We start from the raw sequence: 16110 nt of genomic DNA, 5'->3' as shown, positions 1-16110 counted from the left end.
GCCTGCCGTGCTGCACACTGTGCATGATGAGTGACCCGGGCAGCGATTTCCGCCTCTACCATTCCAACTCCCTGGACGTGCTGGCTGCGCTGCTGGCGCGCAACGTGCGTGTGCCGGTTCCGGGCCAGCCGTTGCTCGCGCCGGAGGTGGTGCTGATCCCGCAGGTGGCGATGCGGCGTTGGCTGCAAGCGACACTCGCTGCCGAATATGGCGTGGCCGCCAACCTCGAGTTCCTGACCCCGGGCGAATTCGTTGCCCGAGCACTCAATGCCAATGTGCCGGGCGAACGCGACGACCTGGACGCTGCGGGCCTGCACTGGAAGCTCTACCAGGCATTGCGCGACCCGGCGCTGCTGGCGCAGCCACCGATGCGCGCGCTGCAGTCCTATCTTGCCGGCGGCGACGCCCTGAAGCCGTGGGCACTGGCCGGTGAGCTGGCGTCGGTGTTCGAGAAGTACCAGGCCTGGCGCCGCGACTGGTTGCTGCGCTGGGAGGCCGGCGCCGACCCGGCCGACCCGCAGGCGATCCTCTGGCGCACCATCGCCCATGGCCGCGACTACCGCGCGCGCCGCATCCAGGCGTACCTGGATCGCTTCGAGGGTGCCGGCCAGCCGCTGCCGCAGGGCCTGCCACCGCGGATGTCCGCGTTCGCGACGCTCAACATCTCGCCCGACGTGCTGCGGGTGATGGCCACCCAGGCGCGGGTGGGCGAGCTGCACTTCTATATGCCCACTCCGGTGCAGTCGTACTGGGGTGACCTGCAGACGCTGGCCGAGCGCCTGCGCAGCGGCGCGCCCGATCCCTTCGGTGAAGCGGCCGGTGAGAACCGCCTGCTGGAGGCCTGGGGTGCGGCCGGCCGCGACTTCATGGCGGTGCTGGGCAGCTACGAGGTGGTGCACCCGGCCGGCGAGATTGCCGCGTATTCGGATCCGGAAGAAGACACCCGGCCGACCCTTGACGAAGGCGGCCTGTCCGACAGCCTGCTGCATCGCCTGCAGCGCGATCTTTTCCATCGCCGCGCGTTGCCCTCGGGCGAGCTGCGCGATGGGCTGCGCAGCGACGACCCCAGCCTGCAGGTGCATGCCTGCCACACCCGGCTGCGCGAGCTTCAGGTGCTGCACGACCAGCTGCGCAGCCTGCTGCAGGACCCTCGCTTCGACCCGCCGCTGCAGGCGCGCGAGATCGCGGTGCTGGCGCCGGACATCGATCCCTATGTGCCGTACCTGGAGGCAGTGTTCGGCGGCCGCGGCGGCGAGGAGGAGCACATTCCCTACGCGCTGGCCGACAGCAGCCCACTGGCAGGAGAGCCGCTGGCCGATGTGTTCGTGCACCTGCTGGGCCTGCCGGTCTCGCGTTTCGGCCTGAACGAAGTGCTGGACCTGCTGGCCAGCGCGCCGCTGGCCGAAGCGGCCGGACTGGAGGCGGTGGACTTCGATCGCCTGCACGGCTGGCTGCAGCAGGCCGGCGCACGCTGGGGCCTGGATGCGAAGCACCGCAACCAGCACCAGGCGCCGGCCGACGACGCCTACACCTGGCAGTTCGCACTGGAACGCCTGGTGCTCGGTCACGCCACCGGCAGCGAGGCGGACCTGGCCGGCGTGGCGCCGTGGATCGAACTGGAAGGCGGCGCGCTGGAAGCACTGGACCGGCTGCTGCGGCTGCTGCGCGTGCTGGCGGTCTACCAGCGTCGCCTCGGCGAGCTGCTGCCCCCGGCGCAGTGGCGGCAACGGCTGCTGTCGCTGCTGGACGCGCTGCTGCCGACCGCGCCCAGCTCGCCCAACAGCCAGCGTGCCCTCGAGCGCCTGCGCAAGCTGCTGAATCAGTTCGCCGACGATGCCGCCAAGGCCGGTTTCGAAGATGGCGTGCCGCCTGAGGTGGTGCGTTCGCACTTCGCCGGCGTACTGGGCGAGGCCGATACGCGCGCGCCGCTGCTGACCGGTGGCATCAGTTTCGGCCGCATGGTGCCGATGCGCCTGCTGCCGTTCCGGGTGATCTGCGTGCTCGGTCTCAATGACGGCGATTTCCCGCGCCGTGACCCGGCCGCGGGCCTCAACCAGCTCACCGCCGAGCTGGACACGCCACGCCGCCGCCCGGGCGATCGCTCCACCCGCGAAGACGACCGCTTCCTGTTCCTGCAGCTGTTCGCCGCCGCGCAGGAGGTGTTCTACCTCAGCTACCTCGGCGCCGATCCACGCGATGGCAGCGTGCGTGAGCCGTCGGTGCTGGTCAGTGAACTGATCGATGCCGCCGCCGCGTATCACCTCGATCCGCCTGCGGCGGTCCGCGACTTTACCGTGCGCCATGCACTGCAGCCGTTCTCACCGGCGGCGTTCGGAGAGGGTGATCCACGCCGCTTCAGCTATCGGCGGCAATGGCATCCCGCTGCCGGCCGCCTCACCGGCCAGCGTGGTGGCCTGCAGCCGTGGTTCGATGCCCCGCTGCCGCCGCCGCCCGACGATGCCGTGGAAGACGAGCTCGCGCTCGACACCCTGCGCCGCTTCCTGTGCGACCCGGCCGGGCAGTTCCTCGCACAGTCGCTGGGTCTGCGCCTGGCCGACGATGCCGGGGAAGTTGATGACCTGGAACCGCTGGTGCTGTCATCGCGCGGCCCGGAAAAGCGCAGCGTGCAGGCGGCGGTGGTGCGCGCCACGCTCAGCGGTGATACCGAGCCGTTGTACCCGCGGCTGCGCGCGCGTGGCCTGTTGCCGTCCGGTCCATTGGGCCAGCGCCAGTTCGAGGTGGAGCAGCTGAAGACGCGTCCGTATGCCAGTGCGCTGCTGGGCTGGATGCAGGGCGAGCCATTGGAAAGCCGTCGCTACGAAGTGGACATCGATGGCGTGCGCCTGCACGGCCGCGTGGCCGATCGGCATCCCGAAGGCCTGGTGCGGCTGCGCGCCGGCACGCTCAATGGCAATGCAGTGATCCGCCAGGGCCTGGACTGGCTGCTGGCCAACGCCGCCGGCGACGCACTGCCCCTTGTGCAGTTCCACGATGGCGGCGACGCCGGTCCTGGCCCGCATGTACTGCCGGCACTGAGCGCGCCTGCTGCACGCGCGGCGCTGCGCGCGCTGCTGCAGTTGCGCCAGCGCGGCCTGCGTGAGCCGCTGCGCTTTGCCCCGTATACGGGCTGGGCGCTGTACAACGCGCCGGCAGAGAAACAGCGCAGCGAGGGCTGGAAGCAGTGGCACGGCAGCGACCGCAGCTGGGGTGAATCCAGCAGCGACGCCTGGCAGCTGCTGCTGCGGGGGGCCGACCCGTTCGCCTCCGATGCCAGTTATGCCGACCTGCTGCGCAACAGCCAGGTGGTCTTCAGCGCGGTGCGCGAAGGCCGCACCCTCGGCGCCGAAACGCGCCAGGAGGGCAGCGCATGAGCCCCGCCTTCATCGATGAGCGAGCCCAGTGCATGGCGGTCGATCCCTATCTGGCCCTGCCGCTGGATGGCATCCGCCTGATCGAAGCCAGCGCCGGTACCGGCAAGACCTTCACCCTGGCCACGCTGTTTACCCGCCTGGTGGTAGAGCAGGGCCTGCGCATCGGCCAGATCCTGGCGGTGACCTTCACCGATGCGGCTACCCAGGAACTGCGCAAGCGCATCCGCGAGCGCCTGGCGCTGGCGGCGCGACTGGTCGATCTGGAACCGGTCGAAGGCGAAGCACCGGACGTGCGGCTGACCCGCGAGGTGCTGCAGCGCCATCTGCAGGGAGGTACCGAGCGCGCCACCGCACTGAAGCGCCGCCTGCAGGTCGCCGCCGATGAGATCGACCTTGCGTCCATCCTCACCATCCATGGCTTCTGCACCCGCGTGCTGCGCGAGCATGCGCTGGAGAGCGGCCACACCTTTGATCCGCCGGAGCTGCTGGCCAGCGACCGTGAGTTGCTGGAAGCGCTCGCGGCCGACCTGTGGCGGGTATATGCCAATGACCCGGCCACGCTGGAACCGCTGACCTGGCTGTGGTCCACCCCGGACGCACTGGCCGCCGATCTGCGCGCGCTGCTGGCCGCGCCGCCGCTGCACCCGTTGCCACAGGCGGTGGCGCTGCCCGATCCGCAGGCCGCCCTGCAGAGTGTTGCCGAAGAGCTGTCCGCAAGCGTGCGCGAGCATGGCGAGCAGTTCTTCATCGACCTCTGCGATGCGGTCGACAACAAATGGATCAACGGCGTGTCGTACAAGCTGGGCTGGCTGCACCCGCTGGGCCGGCAACTGCTGGGCTGGGCCGAACGCGCCGACCCGCGCGAGCTGCTGACCAGCGAGCGCCTGCCGGCACTGCTGCCGGAGGCGCTGGCAGCCAAGACCAACAAGAAATTCGCCGAGCGCACGCCATCGTCGCCATTGCAGGCGCCGTTGGCCCGCTATGTCGCGCTTCTGGCCGAACGCGATGCCTGGCTCCGTGCCACCGCGTTGAACTTCCTGCACGTGCTTCGCGACGAAGCCAGACAGCGCCTTCAGGCGCTCAAGCGCACCCGCCGGGTGCAGACCTACGACGATCTGATCGATGGCGTCGCACTGGCCCTGGAAGGCCCGCAGCGCCTGGCATTGGTCAAGCAGCTGCGCGCGCAGTACCGCATCGCGCTGGTCGATGAGTTCCAGGATACCGACGACCGTCAGTGGGGCATTTTCCACACCGTGTTCGGCGATTCACCGGAAGTGCGCGAGCTCGGCCTGGCACCGGCGCTGTTCCTGATCGGCGATCCCAAGCAGGCGATCTACGGTTTCCGCGGCGGTGATATCCACACTTACCTGAAGGCCAAGCGGGTAGCGCAACAGGCGCCGGTGCTTGACCAGAACTTCCGCTCGCGACCGGCCGTGCTGCGCGCGCTGCAGGCGCTGTACGACAACGGTGGCGAAGACGCCTTCCTCGAGCGTGGCATCCAGTTCGAGCCGGTGCGGCCCGGTGGCGTGCGCAGCGATGCGGACTACCAGCGCGACGGCCATGCTGCCCCGGCACTCACTCTGCGCGTGCTGCGCAGTGGCGGTGACAAGGCGATGAGTGCCGATGCCTCGCGCGAAGCAGCCGCCCAGGCCTGTGTGGCGGCGATCCACCAGATCCTGGTCGAGGCGCGCGCCGGCAATGCGGTGCTGCGTGGGCGCCCGGTACAGCCGGGTGACATCGCGGTGCTGGTGCGTTCGCATCGCGAGGCCACGCTGGTGCAGCGCGCGCTGGCCGCGGTCGGCATTCCTGCCGTGGCAGCGGGCAAGCAGAGCCTGTTCGCCACCAGCGAAGCGCGTGATCTGCGTGCACTGCTGCTGGCGCTGCTGCAGCCGGCTGACGAAGGTCGCCTGCGCGCAGCGCTGGCCACAGTGCTGCTCGGCCAGCGCGCCAGTGCGATCGCGGCGATGGAGCACGAGGGCGACCTGCAACGCGGGTTCCAGGCGCAGCTGCTGCATTGGCGCGAGCGCTGGCAGCGCGGCGGCCCGTTCGCGGTGATCGCCGACGTCTGCGCCGCGCAGGGCGAGCGCCTGCTGGCGCTGATCGATGGCGAGCGCCGCCTGACCAACTACCTGCAGCTGGGCGAACTGCTGCAGGAAGCCTCGGCGCAGGCGCTGGGCATGCACGGCCTGCTGGACTGGCTGCAGGGCCAGATGGCCAGCGCCGACCAGGATGACGAGCAGCAGCTGCTGCGCCTGGAATCGGATGCGCGCCGCGTGCAGATCATCACCCTGCACAAGAGCAAGGGCCTGGAGTACCCGCTGGTGTTCCTGCCCTTCGTGGGCATCGACGGCGGTGCGCCCAACACCGCCTCGCACTGCACGGTGCATGTGGGCGGCCAGCGCCAGCTGCACTGGAAGCTGGGCAAGGACGAGGCCTGGGAAGCGGCCACTGCGCAGCGCGAGCGCGAGCAGCGTGCCGAGGATGCCCGCCTGCTGTATGTCGGCCTGACCCGCGCCGAGCACGCGCTGTGGATCGCCGTGGGTGATCTGGCCGGGCTCGGCAGGACGCGGCTGGCACCGCTGCTGGGTGACCTGCAGGCGCTGCGCGCGCATGCCGATGTGCGCATCGATGACAGTGAGGTACCGGCTGCGCTGCCGCAGCTGGCGGCCGAAGTGGAAGGGGATCTTCCGGCGGTGCGTGCACTGACCCGGCGCGTTCCGCACGACTGGTGGGTGTACAGCTTCACCCAGCTGGCCCACGCCGATGCCGGCGCGGGCAGTGACATCGAAGCCGCTGCCACCGCGCTGCCGGCGCCGGCAGCCGACGAACCCACCGGCCCGGAGCTGCCGCTGGAACCGGCACTGCCGGAAGCCGCCGCGGAGGCCGAGGACAGCGCGCCGCTCGACCCGCGTTTCATGGGCAGCCGCTTCGGCAACGTGCTGCACGAGGCAATGGAAAACGTCGACTTCGCCGCATGGGCTGACTGGCAACCAGGCCGGGAAGCTCCCGAGGGCCAGGCCGAGGTGCTGCGCAAGGCGCTGCACGATGAGGGCTATGCCGACGTCGATCTGGACGATGGCGTGGCGGTGCTGGTGCCGCTGGTGGGCCACACGCTGACCGTACCGCTGCCCGAAGGCGGTGCGCTGCACAGCCTCGGTGAAGGCGAGCGCCGCGCCGAAATCGACTTCCATTTCGCCATCGAGGCGACCACCGTGCCGGCGCTGCTGCAGGTGCTGCATGCGCATGGTGTTTCCAGTGGCCGCCGCGGCTTCGGCCAGCGCCGCCGCCTGGAGGGGCTGATGACCGGCATGATCGACCTGACCTACGTGCGTGATGGCCGGTGGTACGTGCTCGACTACAAGTCCAACCGCCTGCCCGGCTACAGCCCGGACCTGCTGGCCATTGCCATGCGCCACAGCGAATACGATCTGCAGGCGCTGATCTACACCGTGGCCCTGCATCGCTGGCTGCGCTTCCGCTTGGGCGCCGCCTACGACTACGAGCGCGACATGGGCGGCATCCGTTACCTGTTCTGCCGCGGCCTGGATGGCACGGGCAACGGCGTGCACGTGGATCGTTTCCCGTTCGCGCTGGTGGATGCACTCGACGCGCTGTTCGCCGGCGGCGAGCAGGCCCAGGCCCAGCTCGCCGCGCGTGCCCGAGGAGCCAGCGCATGAGCCTGCTGAAGGAACTGCACCAGAAGGGCCTGCTGCGCACCCTCGACCACGCATTGGCGACCAGCCTGCAGCGGTTGCGCGACGACACGCCCGACAATGTGGCACTGGCGGCGGCGCTGGCTTCGCTGGCGGTGTCGCAGGGCCACGCCGCGTTCGATCCGGCTCAACCGCAGCGGTTGCTGGAAGGCGTGCCCGAGTGGCCCGCCGCGCAGGCCTGGCTGGCGCAGCTGCGCGCATCGCCATGGGTGGCCACACCGGAGCAGGCTGACGCCATCGCCGGGGATGCCCCCTTGGTGCTGGAGAACGGGCTGCTGTACCTGCGCCGCTACCGCGAGTACGAGCGCCAGTTGGCCACCGGTCTGCAGCGCATCGGCCGGCATCCGCTGCCGGCGCCGGACATGGCAGCGTTGGCGCCATTGTTCGCGCAGCTGTTCCCGCACGCATCGCACGGCGAAGATCACCAGGCACGCGCAGCCGGCGTGACGCTGCGCCATCCGCTGGCGCTGGTCACCGGCGGCCCCGGCACAGGCAAGACCACCACCATCGCACGCCTCTTGCTGCTGCTGGCCGCGCAGGCCCGGCACGCCGGCCAGCCGCTGCCCGAGGTGGCGCTGGCCGCGCCCACCGGTCGCGCCGCCGAGCGGATGGCCGAGAGCCTGCGCATGGCCGTGCAACGCCTGCAGGAACAGGGACTGGATCCGACGCTGTGCGCGGCACTGCCCAGCAGCGGCACCACCCTGCATCGACTGCTCGGCGTGATTCCCGACTCACCACGCTTCCGCCACCACACCGACAATCCGCTGGCGGTGGACGTGGTGGTGGTCGACGAAGCGTCGATGATCGATCTGCCGATGATGGCCAAGCTGGTCGATGCAGTTGCCAGCGGCACCCGCCTGATCCTGCTCGGCGACCCCGATCAGTTGCCGTCGGTCGAAGCCGGTGATGTGCTCAGCGCGATCCTGCGCGCCAGCGGCGATGGCATCGGCACCCGCGCCGACGATGCGCTGGCGCTGCATGGCTTGCTGGCACCGGCCACCTTGCAGCCGCAGGCCGCACCACGCGCCTTCGCCGGCCGTCGCGTGCAGCTGCAACGCGGCTACCGGCAGAGTGATGCGCTGGACCTGGCACCGCTGGCGCATGCCGTGCGTGAAGGTGACAGCCGCACTGCATTGCAGCTGCTGCGCGGTGGTGGATTGGCTGGCGTGCACTTCCACGAAGGTGAGGCGGACCCGCTGCGTGGCCAGCGTGAGCACCTGCTGGGCCACTGGCGTGCACTGGCCGAGGCCGCGGATCCGGTACGTGCCCTGCAGCAGGCCGGTCGCCTGCGCGTGCTGACCGCGCTGCGCGAAGGCCCGCAAGGTGCGCGCGGGCTGAACAGCCGTATCGAGCAGCTGCTGGCCGGCAATACCCCGGGCTACTTCCAGGGCCGCCTTCTGCTGGTCACCGAGAACAGCTACCGGCACCGCCTGTTCAACGGCGACATCGGTATCTGCCTGCGCGACGACAGCGGCGCGATCGTGGCCTGGTTCCCGGGCGACACCGTCGAGCAGCCACGCGCCTTCCACCCGGCCGCACTGCCCGCGCACGAAAGCGCCTTTGCGATGACCGTGCACAAGGCACAGGGCTCGGAGTTCGATGAAGTGTGGCTGCAGCTGCCACGCCAGGACAGCCGCGTGCTGTCGCGCGAGCTGGTCTACACCGGCCTGACCCGCGCCCGCCAGGTACTGCATGTGGCCAGCAGCGCCGACGTGCTGCAGGCCGCACTGAAGCGGCACGCCAGCCGGTTGGGCGGCCTGGCCTGGCGGTTGGGTGCCGAAGATGTGGCCGAACAACCGGCACCCATCGAACAGCCCACGGTGCAGGGCACGTTGTTCTGACGCGGGCGTGATGCGCTGCCTGTAGAGCCGGGCCATGCTCGGCTGATGGGCCACGGAGTCGAGCGTGGCTCGACTCTACAAAAGCGCGCTTCGATCGTTCTGGTGGTCATCCACGCATGGCGTGGATCTACGCGATGAGTACCAACCCATCAGGAAACACGATCGCCGCTTCATCCGCACTCACGTCGAAGAAGCCCACGCCGTGCTTCTCGGCCAGATCCTGCACCCGCCCGTGCGCGCGCTCGGCCACCGAGTAGGCGAACGCGCCGTAGATCACCTGCCGGCCGATGCTGTACTCGGTCACCTCGGCGCGGTCGTCATCGTCGTTGCTCAGTGGTCCGTTCAACGGCGGGAATTCCTGCGCCATCTCCGTAAACCACGCCTGCAGCGCCGGGCTGCTGACTGCCGGGTCGTCGTACTCGTGGCGCTCGTTCCACTGCGTCTGCTTTTCGAACCAGGCGATGAAAGCCGCCGCCTCGCGTGGCGCGGCGCTGGCCTCGAACACCATCATGTCGTAACTCATTGGAGCTTCCTGTGCAGAGCAGGGGTCAGAGCCTTCGCCCGCGGCGAAGGATCCGACCCCGGCAACGGGGTCTGTGGACGCACAGGGTAGCGCGCTACGGCTGCGTCACCGTGTCCATGGCCAGGCCCGGCGCCAACGCCTTGGCCTCCGGGAACAGCGCGAAGCGCAGGCCGACCAGGCCCATCAGCGCCTCGTCGCGGGCCTTGCACGCCGCCACGCTGCCAACCCGGCCCAGCGAGGTATCCAGCCGCTCGCGCAGCGCCTGGTCTGCAGCAATCGGCCTGCGCGCCGCGATCTGCCGCCGGTAGTGCCCAGCGATCTCTTCCAGGATGTGCTCGACGGCTTCGCGGCTGCGCTCGGGCAGTTCCAGCCGTGCACGACGCAGCTGCAGGATGTTCAGGCCGATGCGCGCCTCGTTGAGCATGTCCACCGAGGCAATGTCGCTGCCCTCCGGCGTCGCTGCCAGGCGCGGTGCGAGCAGGCCCAGCAGGTCGAGCATGCGTGCGGCGAAGCGCTGCCGATCCTGCTGGCCACGTCCTTCGGCGGCTTCGGCCAGCGTGGTCCAGCCCTGCCGCACCAGCCGGCGCGCGGTCCACTCGGCACCTACCGAACGGAACAGGCGGGTCATCACCACTGCAAAGCCAATGCCGATGAACATCGCGATCGACGAATTGAGGAAGGTCTGGATGTTGGCGCTGTAGGTGTTCTGCAGGCTCAGCAACGCAGCCAGATTGACTGTCAGCGGCAGCGCGAAGAGCGCACTCTTGGGATGATGAAGCAGCAGTCCCAGCGGCAGGAAGGCCACCGCCAGCACAAGCGCCAGCAGGCCGAAGTCGTGCACGGCTGGGAACACGCCGAACAGGTACACGCCCGCCACCACCGAGGCGACCATCGCCCACACCAGGAACTGCACCATGCTGGGGGCCGGATCGTCCTGTGCGGCGAAAAATGCGGCCGTCACCGCCGCCATCATCGCGCCGTTGCCGCCGCCTTCCCAGCCCAGCGCGATCCACAGCACGCAGTAGCTCATCAGCGCTACGCCGGCACTGAGCGCGGAGAACAGCGCCATGCCGTAGTCGACGTGCTTGGCGGCGGCCACGCGTTCGGTGCGGATGCGGTAGTGCGCGCGATCCAACGGCGCCGTGCCCTGGTCGATCGCGTGCTGCAGGGTGCGGCAGTCCTGCCACAGGTCCACCAGTTCTTCCAGGCGCAGCAGCAGGCTGGCCAGCTGCAGGTGCTGCAGGTCGCGGTCCACCTGCGGCTTCAGCGCGCTGATGCGCGCGCGCAGCCGCGCGTACTCGCTGGCGTTGGTCGGGCCATCCAGCCACTCGCGGATGTCGTCGACCAGCGCCGGCAGCCCATCCGGCAGGGCCTGCCCATCGCTGCGCAGCGCGCTCAGGCGATCGGCGATCGACGACAACACCGGCAACAGCAACAGCATGCGCTCGCGCAGCCGCTCCATCGACACCGCAGACCCGGCATGGCGTGGATCGTCGCGGCGCAGGAACTCGATCAGTGCCTCGAACTGCACCAGGTCGGCAGCCAGCCGGTTGCGCGGCGCATGCGCGCGGCCACGCTCAAGGATCTGCCGGCACCACTGCGCAGCGTCCTCCATCCAGTTGCCGATCCGGGCGCGCAGCATCGGCCGCACCGAGGCCGGGAACAACAGCGAGGCGAACAGCACGGCCACCACCGTGCCGAGGATGATCTCCTCGCTGCGCGCCACCACGGTGTCGAAGATGGTCTCCGGCGAAGTTACCGCCGGGAAGCCGATGAAGGCGGTGGTGTAGCCGGCCAGCAGGAACGCGTAGCCGCGAGGGCCGCGATTGAGCAGGGCCATGAACAGGCAACCGGCCAGCCAGATCGACATCGCCGCACTCAGCACCAGCGGGGTTTCCACCAGCGCCGGCAGTACCAGCAGCGTGGCCAGCCCGGCCACCAGGGTGCCGACAATGCGGTACACGCCCTTGGCGCGGGTCGGGCCCAGCAGCGGCTGGCTGACGATGTACACCGTGCCCATCGCCCAGTATGGGCGCGACAGGTTGCCGGCCATGGCGATGTACAGCGCGGCCACCGCGGCCAGGTAGGTCTTGATCGAGAACAGCCAGGCCTGGCGATCGGTCAGCGCGTTCATGGCTTACTTCGCCGTGGCCTGTGCGGTGGACGGTGCAGCCGGGGCAACCGATGCCTGCCAGCCGCCACCCAGCACCAGGAACAGGTGGATCTGGTCGCGCGAGACCTGCGCTTCGGCGGCGGCCAGGGTGGCGTCGCTGCTGGCCAGGCTGCGGTCGGCATCCAGGCTGGACAGGTAGGGTGTGCGGCCGCCCTGGTAAAGCCGGCGGTTCTGGTCGGCGGCCAGCGCGGCCTGCTCCTGCGCCACGCGCAGCGATTGCAGCCGGCGCAGGTCCTGCGCATAGCGGTCCAGCGCGGTCTGGGTCTCGCGCAGTGCCTGCAGCACGGTGTGGTCGAACTCGGCCAGGGCCGCGTCGGCACCGGCTTCGGCGGCGTGGATGCGGGCATGCGTGCCCGAAGAGGGCAGTGTCCACGAGATCAGCGGGCCGATCGACCACTGCTGGGTCATCGGCGTGCCGAAGTCTTCCAGCAGGCCGGCGGCGCCCACTGAGGCACCCAGACGGATGTCCGGATACAGCTCGGCGGTGGCCACGCCAATCCGCGCCGTGGCCGAGGCCAGCTTGCGTTCGGCCTGGCGCACGTCCGGGCGGCGCTGCAGCAGCGCACGGCCATCACCGACCGGCAGCGGCTGCGCCAGGCCGGGCGCGTGCGCGCAGTCGATCACCCCGGCCGGCAGCTGGCCCGGGGTCTGGCCCAGCAGTGCGGCCAGCGAATAGGCCGCGGCCGAACGCTGCGCGCGCAGCGGCGGCAGTGCCGCCTCCAGCAGCGCCACCTGCGCATTGGCCCGGGCCAGTTCCGGCGGTGTGCCGCGGCCGGCGGCGATCAGGCGCTCGGTAACGGTGCGGCTGCGCTGCTGCAGCTGCAGCGAATGCTCGGCCACGTGCAGCTCGTGGTTGGCGTGGCAGATCTCCAGGTAGCTGTCGGCCACCTGCGCGACCACGCTGACCTGGGCCAGGTCACGTGCTGCGGCAACCGACTGTTCGTCGGCTCGCGCCGCTTCGGCGCCGCGCTTGAGCTTGCCGAACAGGTCGAACTGGTAGCTGACCGCGAACTTGCCATCGGCCAGGTTGATCACCGGCAGCTCGTGCTCCTGCAGGAACGATTCGGCCGACAACTGCGCGCGGCTGACGCCGGCCTCGGCCTCGTACTCGAAGCCGCCCGCGTCCAGCGCCTGTTCGTACACGGCGGCAGCGCGGCGCAGGTGCGCATCGGCGGCCTTCAGTTCCACGTTGTCACGCAGTGCCTGGGTGATCAGCCCGTCCAGCACCGGGTCGTTGTACAGCGACCACCAGCGGTCGGGCAGCGCCTGGTTGGCGGCAATCTGCGGGTTCTGCGTATCGATGAAGGCCGCATTGGCCTCCGGGCGCTTGAACGCCGAACCTTCCGGCAGTGCATAGTCCGGGCCGACGGTTTTGCACGCGGCCAGGCTGGCCAGTGCGACGATCAGGCCGAGACGGGGCAGGGCGGCGTTCACAGGCCCGCCTGTGTCGGCGAAGTGCCGGCCTTGCCGTTGTGCGGATGGCGGCCGGTGTCCACGGTCACCGTGGCGGTACGGCCGGCAATCAACTCAACGCCCTTGGGCACTTCGTCGATGGCGATGCGCACCGGGATGCGCTGCGCCAGCCGCACCCAGTCGAAGGCCGGGGTCACGTTCGGCAGCAGGGTGCTGCCGTTGCTGCGGTAGCGGTCCTCGATACCGGCGGCAATGCTCTCGACATGGCCGTGCAGCGGTGCCGATTCGCCCATCAGGCGGATGTCCACGCGCTGCCCCGGCGCCACGCCGCGCAGTCGGGTTTCCTCGAAATAGCCATCAATGCGGAACGAGCCGGTATCCAGCAACGCCAGCACCGGCTTGCCGGCCACCACGTAGTCGCCCACGCGCATCGTGCGGTCACTGACCCGGCCATCGGCTGAGGCGCGCACCTCGGTGCGGCCGAGGTTGAGCTCGGCCAGGTCGACCGCAGCCTGTGCGGTGGCCAGCGCCGCCTGTGCGGCCTGCAGCTTGGCGCGGCGCACCTCGGCGTCCTCGGCGGCGACCAGGTCCTGCAGGCTGCGGTCGCGGCCGATCTCGCGGCGCAGCTGTGCCACCGAGGCCTGGCGCTCGGCCAGGCTGGCCTTGGCCTGCTCCAGCGCGATGCGGTAGCGGGCGCGATCGACGACGAACAGCAGGTCGCCCTTCTTCACCGACTGGTTGTCGGCCACGTTCACCGTTTCCACCAGCCCGGACACGTCCGGCGCCACCTGCACCACGTCGGCGCCGACGTGGGCGTCGCGGGTCCAGGGTTCATCCATGTAGTAGACCCACAGCTGGCGCAGCACCAGCAGGGCGACGATCACGGCTGCGCTGGTGAGCAGCACTGGCAGGGTCTTCTTCACGATCTTGTTCACGATTGCATCCAACGCAGGAGGTGGAACAGCAGGCCAAGCACGATCCCGTACAGCGCCAGGTTGAACAGCGCCGGGTGCCATACATGGCGGTAGGCGCCGGCACGCTGCAGCAGCGCGTGCAGGCCGCTGTTGACCAGATAGGCCAACACCATCAACCCAAGCAGGGTCGGGACGAACACTCCGTGGAGACTGAATTCACCGGGCATCGGTAGGGGGCGGGGACGAGGTGGGGGAGGGGAGGGACAACGAAACAACAGCAACGGGCAAAAGCCGCTGGCGTGTGCACGGCAGCGGCGGTGTTCGGGGGCAGCGCTCTTACGTGATGCGGTCGGCGGCCTCGGCCAGCAGGCGCCATGCCTTCAGCACGGCGTGCAGTTCATCCATGGAAAGCTCGCCGAACACGTCCTGGCGCAGGCCGATCAACTGATCTTCCAGTTCGCTGACCAGCGCATGGCCCTCGTCGGTCAGCCACAACAGATTGGCGCGGCGGTCGCTGGCGTCGCTCTCGCGGCGGACCAGGCCACTGGCACACAGCTTGTCCAGCAGGCGTACCAGCGAAGGCCCTTCCATGCCCAGCTGCTGGGCCAGCGCCACCTGGCGGATGCCACCGCCGGAGCGGCCGATCATCAGCAACGGCATGGTGCAGGCGGTGGAGATGCCGTAGCTGCCGAGCCGGCTGTCGGCCAGGCGCTGCCACTGCCGCCCTGCATAAAGCAGGCCGGAGCTGAGCTGCATCTGCAGCACGGTGCGCTCGTCGAGGGGTCGGTCCATAAGAGATAGATAGGATACTACTAATTTCATTCCTATCAATAGGTTTTTCTGAATGGGTGGGGTGTTAGGAAAGCGTTGCGCCTGCCTGGTGTCGGGTGGGGCAGCGGGCGCCGGACGGTGCAGGACACGCCGTGAACCCCCCTCCAGGGTCCGGCCCAGCCGCTGGCGGCTGTGCGTTCGGGCGCTTGCGAGGCATGCCTCGCAAGCAAAGCGCCCTCACCCTTGGGGGGCTCGGCCGCGGCATCCATGCCGCGGACGGTCCTGCCCCGCCCGGCCCCCGCTTCCCTCCCATCAGCCCGCGGGTGCGGTGGGTTGGCTCTTTGGAGGCAGGAGCAGCAGCCAAAGCTGTGCGGACCAACGGTCCGCACCTACCACAGCAGTCGCGCAGTCGCGCGGCGCTTCCGAAGCCATGAACCCAAGCTTTTGACCCCGCTTTCGGGCGGTTCGGCCGCGCCCGCAGGAAACCGTCAAGGAGGGGGGAGAGGGGGCTGCGCAGGACCGTTGGCGCCATGGATGGCGCCATCGAGCCCCCATGGACGGGTTTACGGCGTGTCCCGCGCAGCCCCCTCTCCCCCTCCAAACCGATAGCAACGAGGCGCCGCAAGAACCCCCCGATGAACCGTCCCAACAGGACGACCCACCCCCCGGTCGGGTACGATGCTCGCCCCCCGTTCGGGACGCTGTACGCAATGAGCAAGAACAACGAAAAGGCCGCCCAGCAGGGCGACGTGACCCAGGACCAGGCCGAGGATGCCGTGCGCACCCTGCTGCGCTGGGCCGGTGAGGACCCGTCCCGCGAAGGCCTGCTGGATACCCCCCGCCGTGTCGCCGAAGCCTATGGCGACTGGTTCAGCGGTTACCGCGATGACCCGCGCGCCTACATGGAGCGCACCTTCGAGGAAGTGGCAGGCTATGACGAACTCATTGTCCTGCGCGACATCGAGTACGAAAGCCACTGCGAACACCACATGGCGCCGATCATCGGCCGCGTGCATGTCGGCTACCTGCCGGCCGGCAAGGTGGTGGGCATCAGCAAGCTGGCCCGCGTCGTCGAAGCCTACGCCCGCCGTTTCCAGGTGCAGGAGAAGATGACCGCGCAGATCGCCCAGTGCATCCAGGATGTGCTGCAACCGATCGGTGTCGGCGTGGTGGTCGAAGGCGCCCACGAATGCATGACCACCCGTGGCATCCACAAGCGCGGCGTCAGCATGGTCACCTCCAAGATGCTGGGCAGCTTCCGCGACGACGCGCGTACCCGCGCCGAGTTCCTGCGCTTCATCGAAGTGGGCGGCAAGCGCTGAGCCGCCTGCCCGCACCCCGCCGGCCCCTGCGGGCCGGCATGTCCACGGATGCCGGCGCGGCCGCCGTGC

General features: G+C 69.6%; 10 protein-coding genes. 4 read left to right on the top strand and 6 right to left on the bottom strand.

Annotated elements, in window-relative coordinates:
- Positions 1 to 23 precede the first annotated feature (23 nt).
- Genes recC through recD form a run of 3 tightly spaced genes read left to right on the top strand, consistent with a single transcriptional unit; the run spans position 24 to position 8925 of the window.
- Entirely contained in the window at positions 24 to 3371 is a 3348-nt protein-coding gene (gene recC, locus ACM0O9_RS10225) for an exodeoxyribonuclease V subunit gamma (RefSeq protein ID WP_414604050.1), read from the top strand.
- Positions 3368 to 7048: an exodeoxyribonuclease V subunit beta gene (gene recB, locus ACM0O9_RS10220; protein WP_164093361.1), complete on the top strand. Its 3681-nt coding sequence runs from the start codon at positions 3368 to 3370 to the stop codon at positions 7046 to 7048. The genes recC and recB overlap by 4 nt, the downstream gene beginning before the upstream one ends.
- Positions 7045 to 8925: an exodeoxyribonuclease V subunit alpha gene (recD, locus tag ACM0O9_RS10215; RefSeq protein ID WP_065186605.1), complete on the top strand. Its 1881-nt coding sequence runs from the start codon at positions 7045 to 7047 to the stop codon at positions 8923 to 8925. Before recB ends, recD begins: the two co-directional genes overlap by 4 nt.
- A gap of 127 nt (positions 8926 to 9052) precedes the next feature.
- Here recD and ACM0O9_RS10210 read toward each other — a convergent pair whose 3' ends face one another.
- From ACM0O9_RS10210 to ACM0O9_RS10185, 6 genes are all read right to left on the bottom strand, one after another.
- Complete coding sequence (locus tag ACM0O9_RS10210) at positions 9053 to 9448, bottom strand: hypothetical protein (RefSeq protein ID WP_065186604.1); 396 nt, start codon at positions 9446 to 9448, stop codon at positions 9053 to 9055.
- Between the two features lie 94 nt (positions 9449 to 9542).
- The gene (locus ACM0O9_RS10205; RefSeq protein ID WP_065186603.1) at positions 9543 to 11582 is read right to left on the bottom strand and encodes an FUSC family protein; all 2040 of its coding nucleotides are present in this window, start codon (positions 11580 to 11582) and stop codon (positions 9543 to 9545) included.
- Positions 11583 to 11585: 3 nt separating this feature from the next.
- The gene (locus ACM0O9_RS10200) at positions 11586 to 13055 is read right to left on the bottom strand and encodes an efflux transporter outer membrane subunit (protein WP_065179029.1); all 1470 of its coding nucleotides are present in this window, start codon (positions 13053 to 13055) and stop codon (positions 11586 to 11588) included.
- The gene (locus ACM0O9_RS10195; RefSeq protein WP_065186602.1) at positions 13052 to 13969 is read right to left on the bottom strand and encodes an efflux RND transporter periplasmic adaptor subunit; all 918 of its coding nucleotides are present in this window, start codon (positions 13967 to 13969) and stop codon (positions 13052 to 13054) included. Before ACM0O9_RS10195 ends, ACM0O9_RS10200 begins: the two co-directional genes overlap by 4 nt.
- Positions 13966 to 14175, bottom strand: a complete 210-nt coding sequence (locus ACM0O9_RS10190) for a DUF1656 domain-containing protein (RefSeq protein WP_025875651.1) — start codon at positions 14173 to 14175, stop codon at positions 13966 to 13968. Before ACM0O9_RS10190 ends, ACM0O9_RS10195 begins: the two co-directional genes overlap by 4 nt.
- A gap of 109 nt (positions 14176 to 14284) precedes the next feature.
- Positions 14285 to 14740 carry a MarR family winged helix-turn-helix transcriptional regulator gene (locus ACM0O9_RS10185; RefSeq protein WP_005421298.1) on the bottom strand — a complete coding sequence of 152 codons (456 nt, stop codon included), beginning with the start codon at positions 14738 to 14740 and terminating at the stop codon, positions 14285 to 14287.
- Between the two features lie 689 nt (positions 14741 to 15429).
- On the opposite strand from ACM0O9_RS10185, the gene folE reads away from it, so the two are divergent.
- The gene (gene folE / locus ACM0O9_RS10180) at positions 15430 to 16041 is read left to right on the top strand and encodes a GTP cyclohydrolase I FolE (RefSeq protein WP_065179742.1); all 612 of its coding nucleotides are present in this window, start codon (positions 15430 to 15432) and stop codon (positions 16039 to 16041) included.
- The last annotated feature ends 69 nt before the right edge of the window (positions 16042 to 16110 follow it).

It is taken from the genome of Stenotrophomonas sp. FR012, from assembly GCF_047520565.2.
Taxonomy (GTDB): domain Bacteria; phylum Pseudomonadota; class Gammaproteobacteria; order Xanthomonadales; family Xanthomonadaceae; genus Stenotrophomonas; species Stenotrophomonas sepilia.
This window is presented reverse-complemented; position numbering and strand designations above follow the sequence as displayed.

What these genes read in the sequence shown, in the direction of transcription:
- recB (WP_164093361.1), top strand. Translation starts at nt 3,368, where the DNA reads ATGAGCCCCGCCTTCATCGATGAGCGAGCCCAGTGCATGGCGGTCGAT.
- ACM0O9_RS10185 (WP_005421298.1), bottom strand. Translation starts at nt 14,740, where the DNA reads ATGGACCGACCCCTCGACGAGCGCACCGTGCTGCAGATGCAGCTCAGC.
- recD (WP_065186605.1), top strand. Translation starts at nt 7,045, where the DNA reads ATGAGCCTGCTGAAGGAACTGCACCAGAAGGGCCTGCTGCGCACCCTC.
- folE (WP_065179742.1), top strand. Translation starts at nt 15,430, where the DNA reads ATGAGCAAGAACAACGAAAAGGCCGCCCAGCAGGGCGACGTGACCCAG.
- ACM0O9_RS10210 (WP_065186604.1), bottom strand. Translation starts at nt 9,448, where the DNA reads ATGAGTTACGACATGATGGTGTTCGAGGCCAGCGCCGCGCCACGCGAG.
- recC (WP_414604050.1), top strand. Translation starts at nt 24, where the DNA reads ATGATGAGTGACCCGGGCAGCGATTTCCGCCTCTACCATTCCAACTCC.
- ACM0O9_RS10205 (WP_065186603.1), bottom strand. Translation starts at nt 11,582, where the DNA reads ATGAACGCGCTGACCGATCGCCAGGCCTGGCTGTTCTCGATCAAGACC.
- ACM0O9_RS10190 (WP_025875651.1), bottom strand. Translation starts at nt 14,175, where the DNA reads ATGCCCGGTGAATTCAGTCTCCACGGAGTGTTCGTCCCGACCCTGCTT.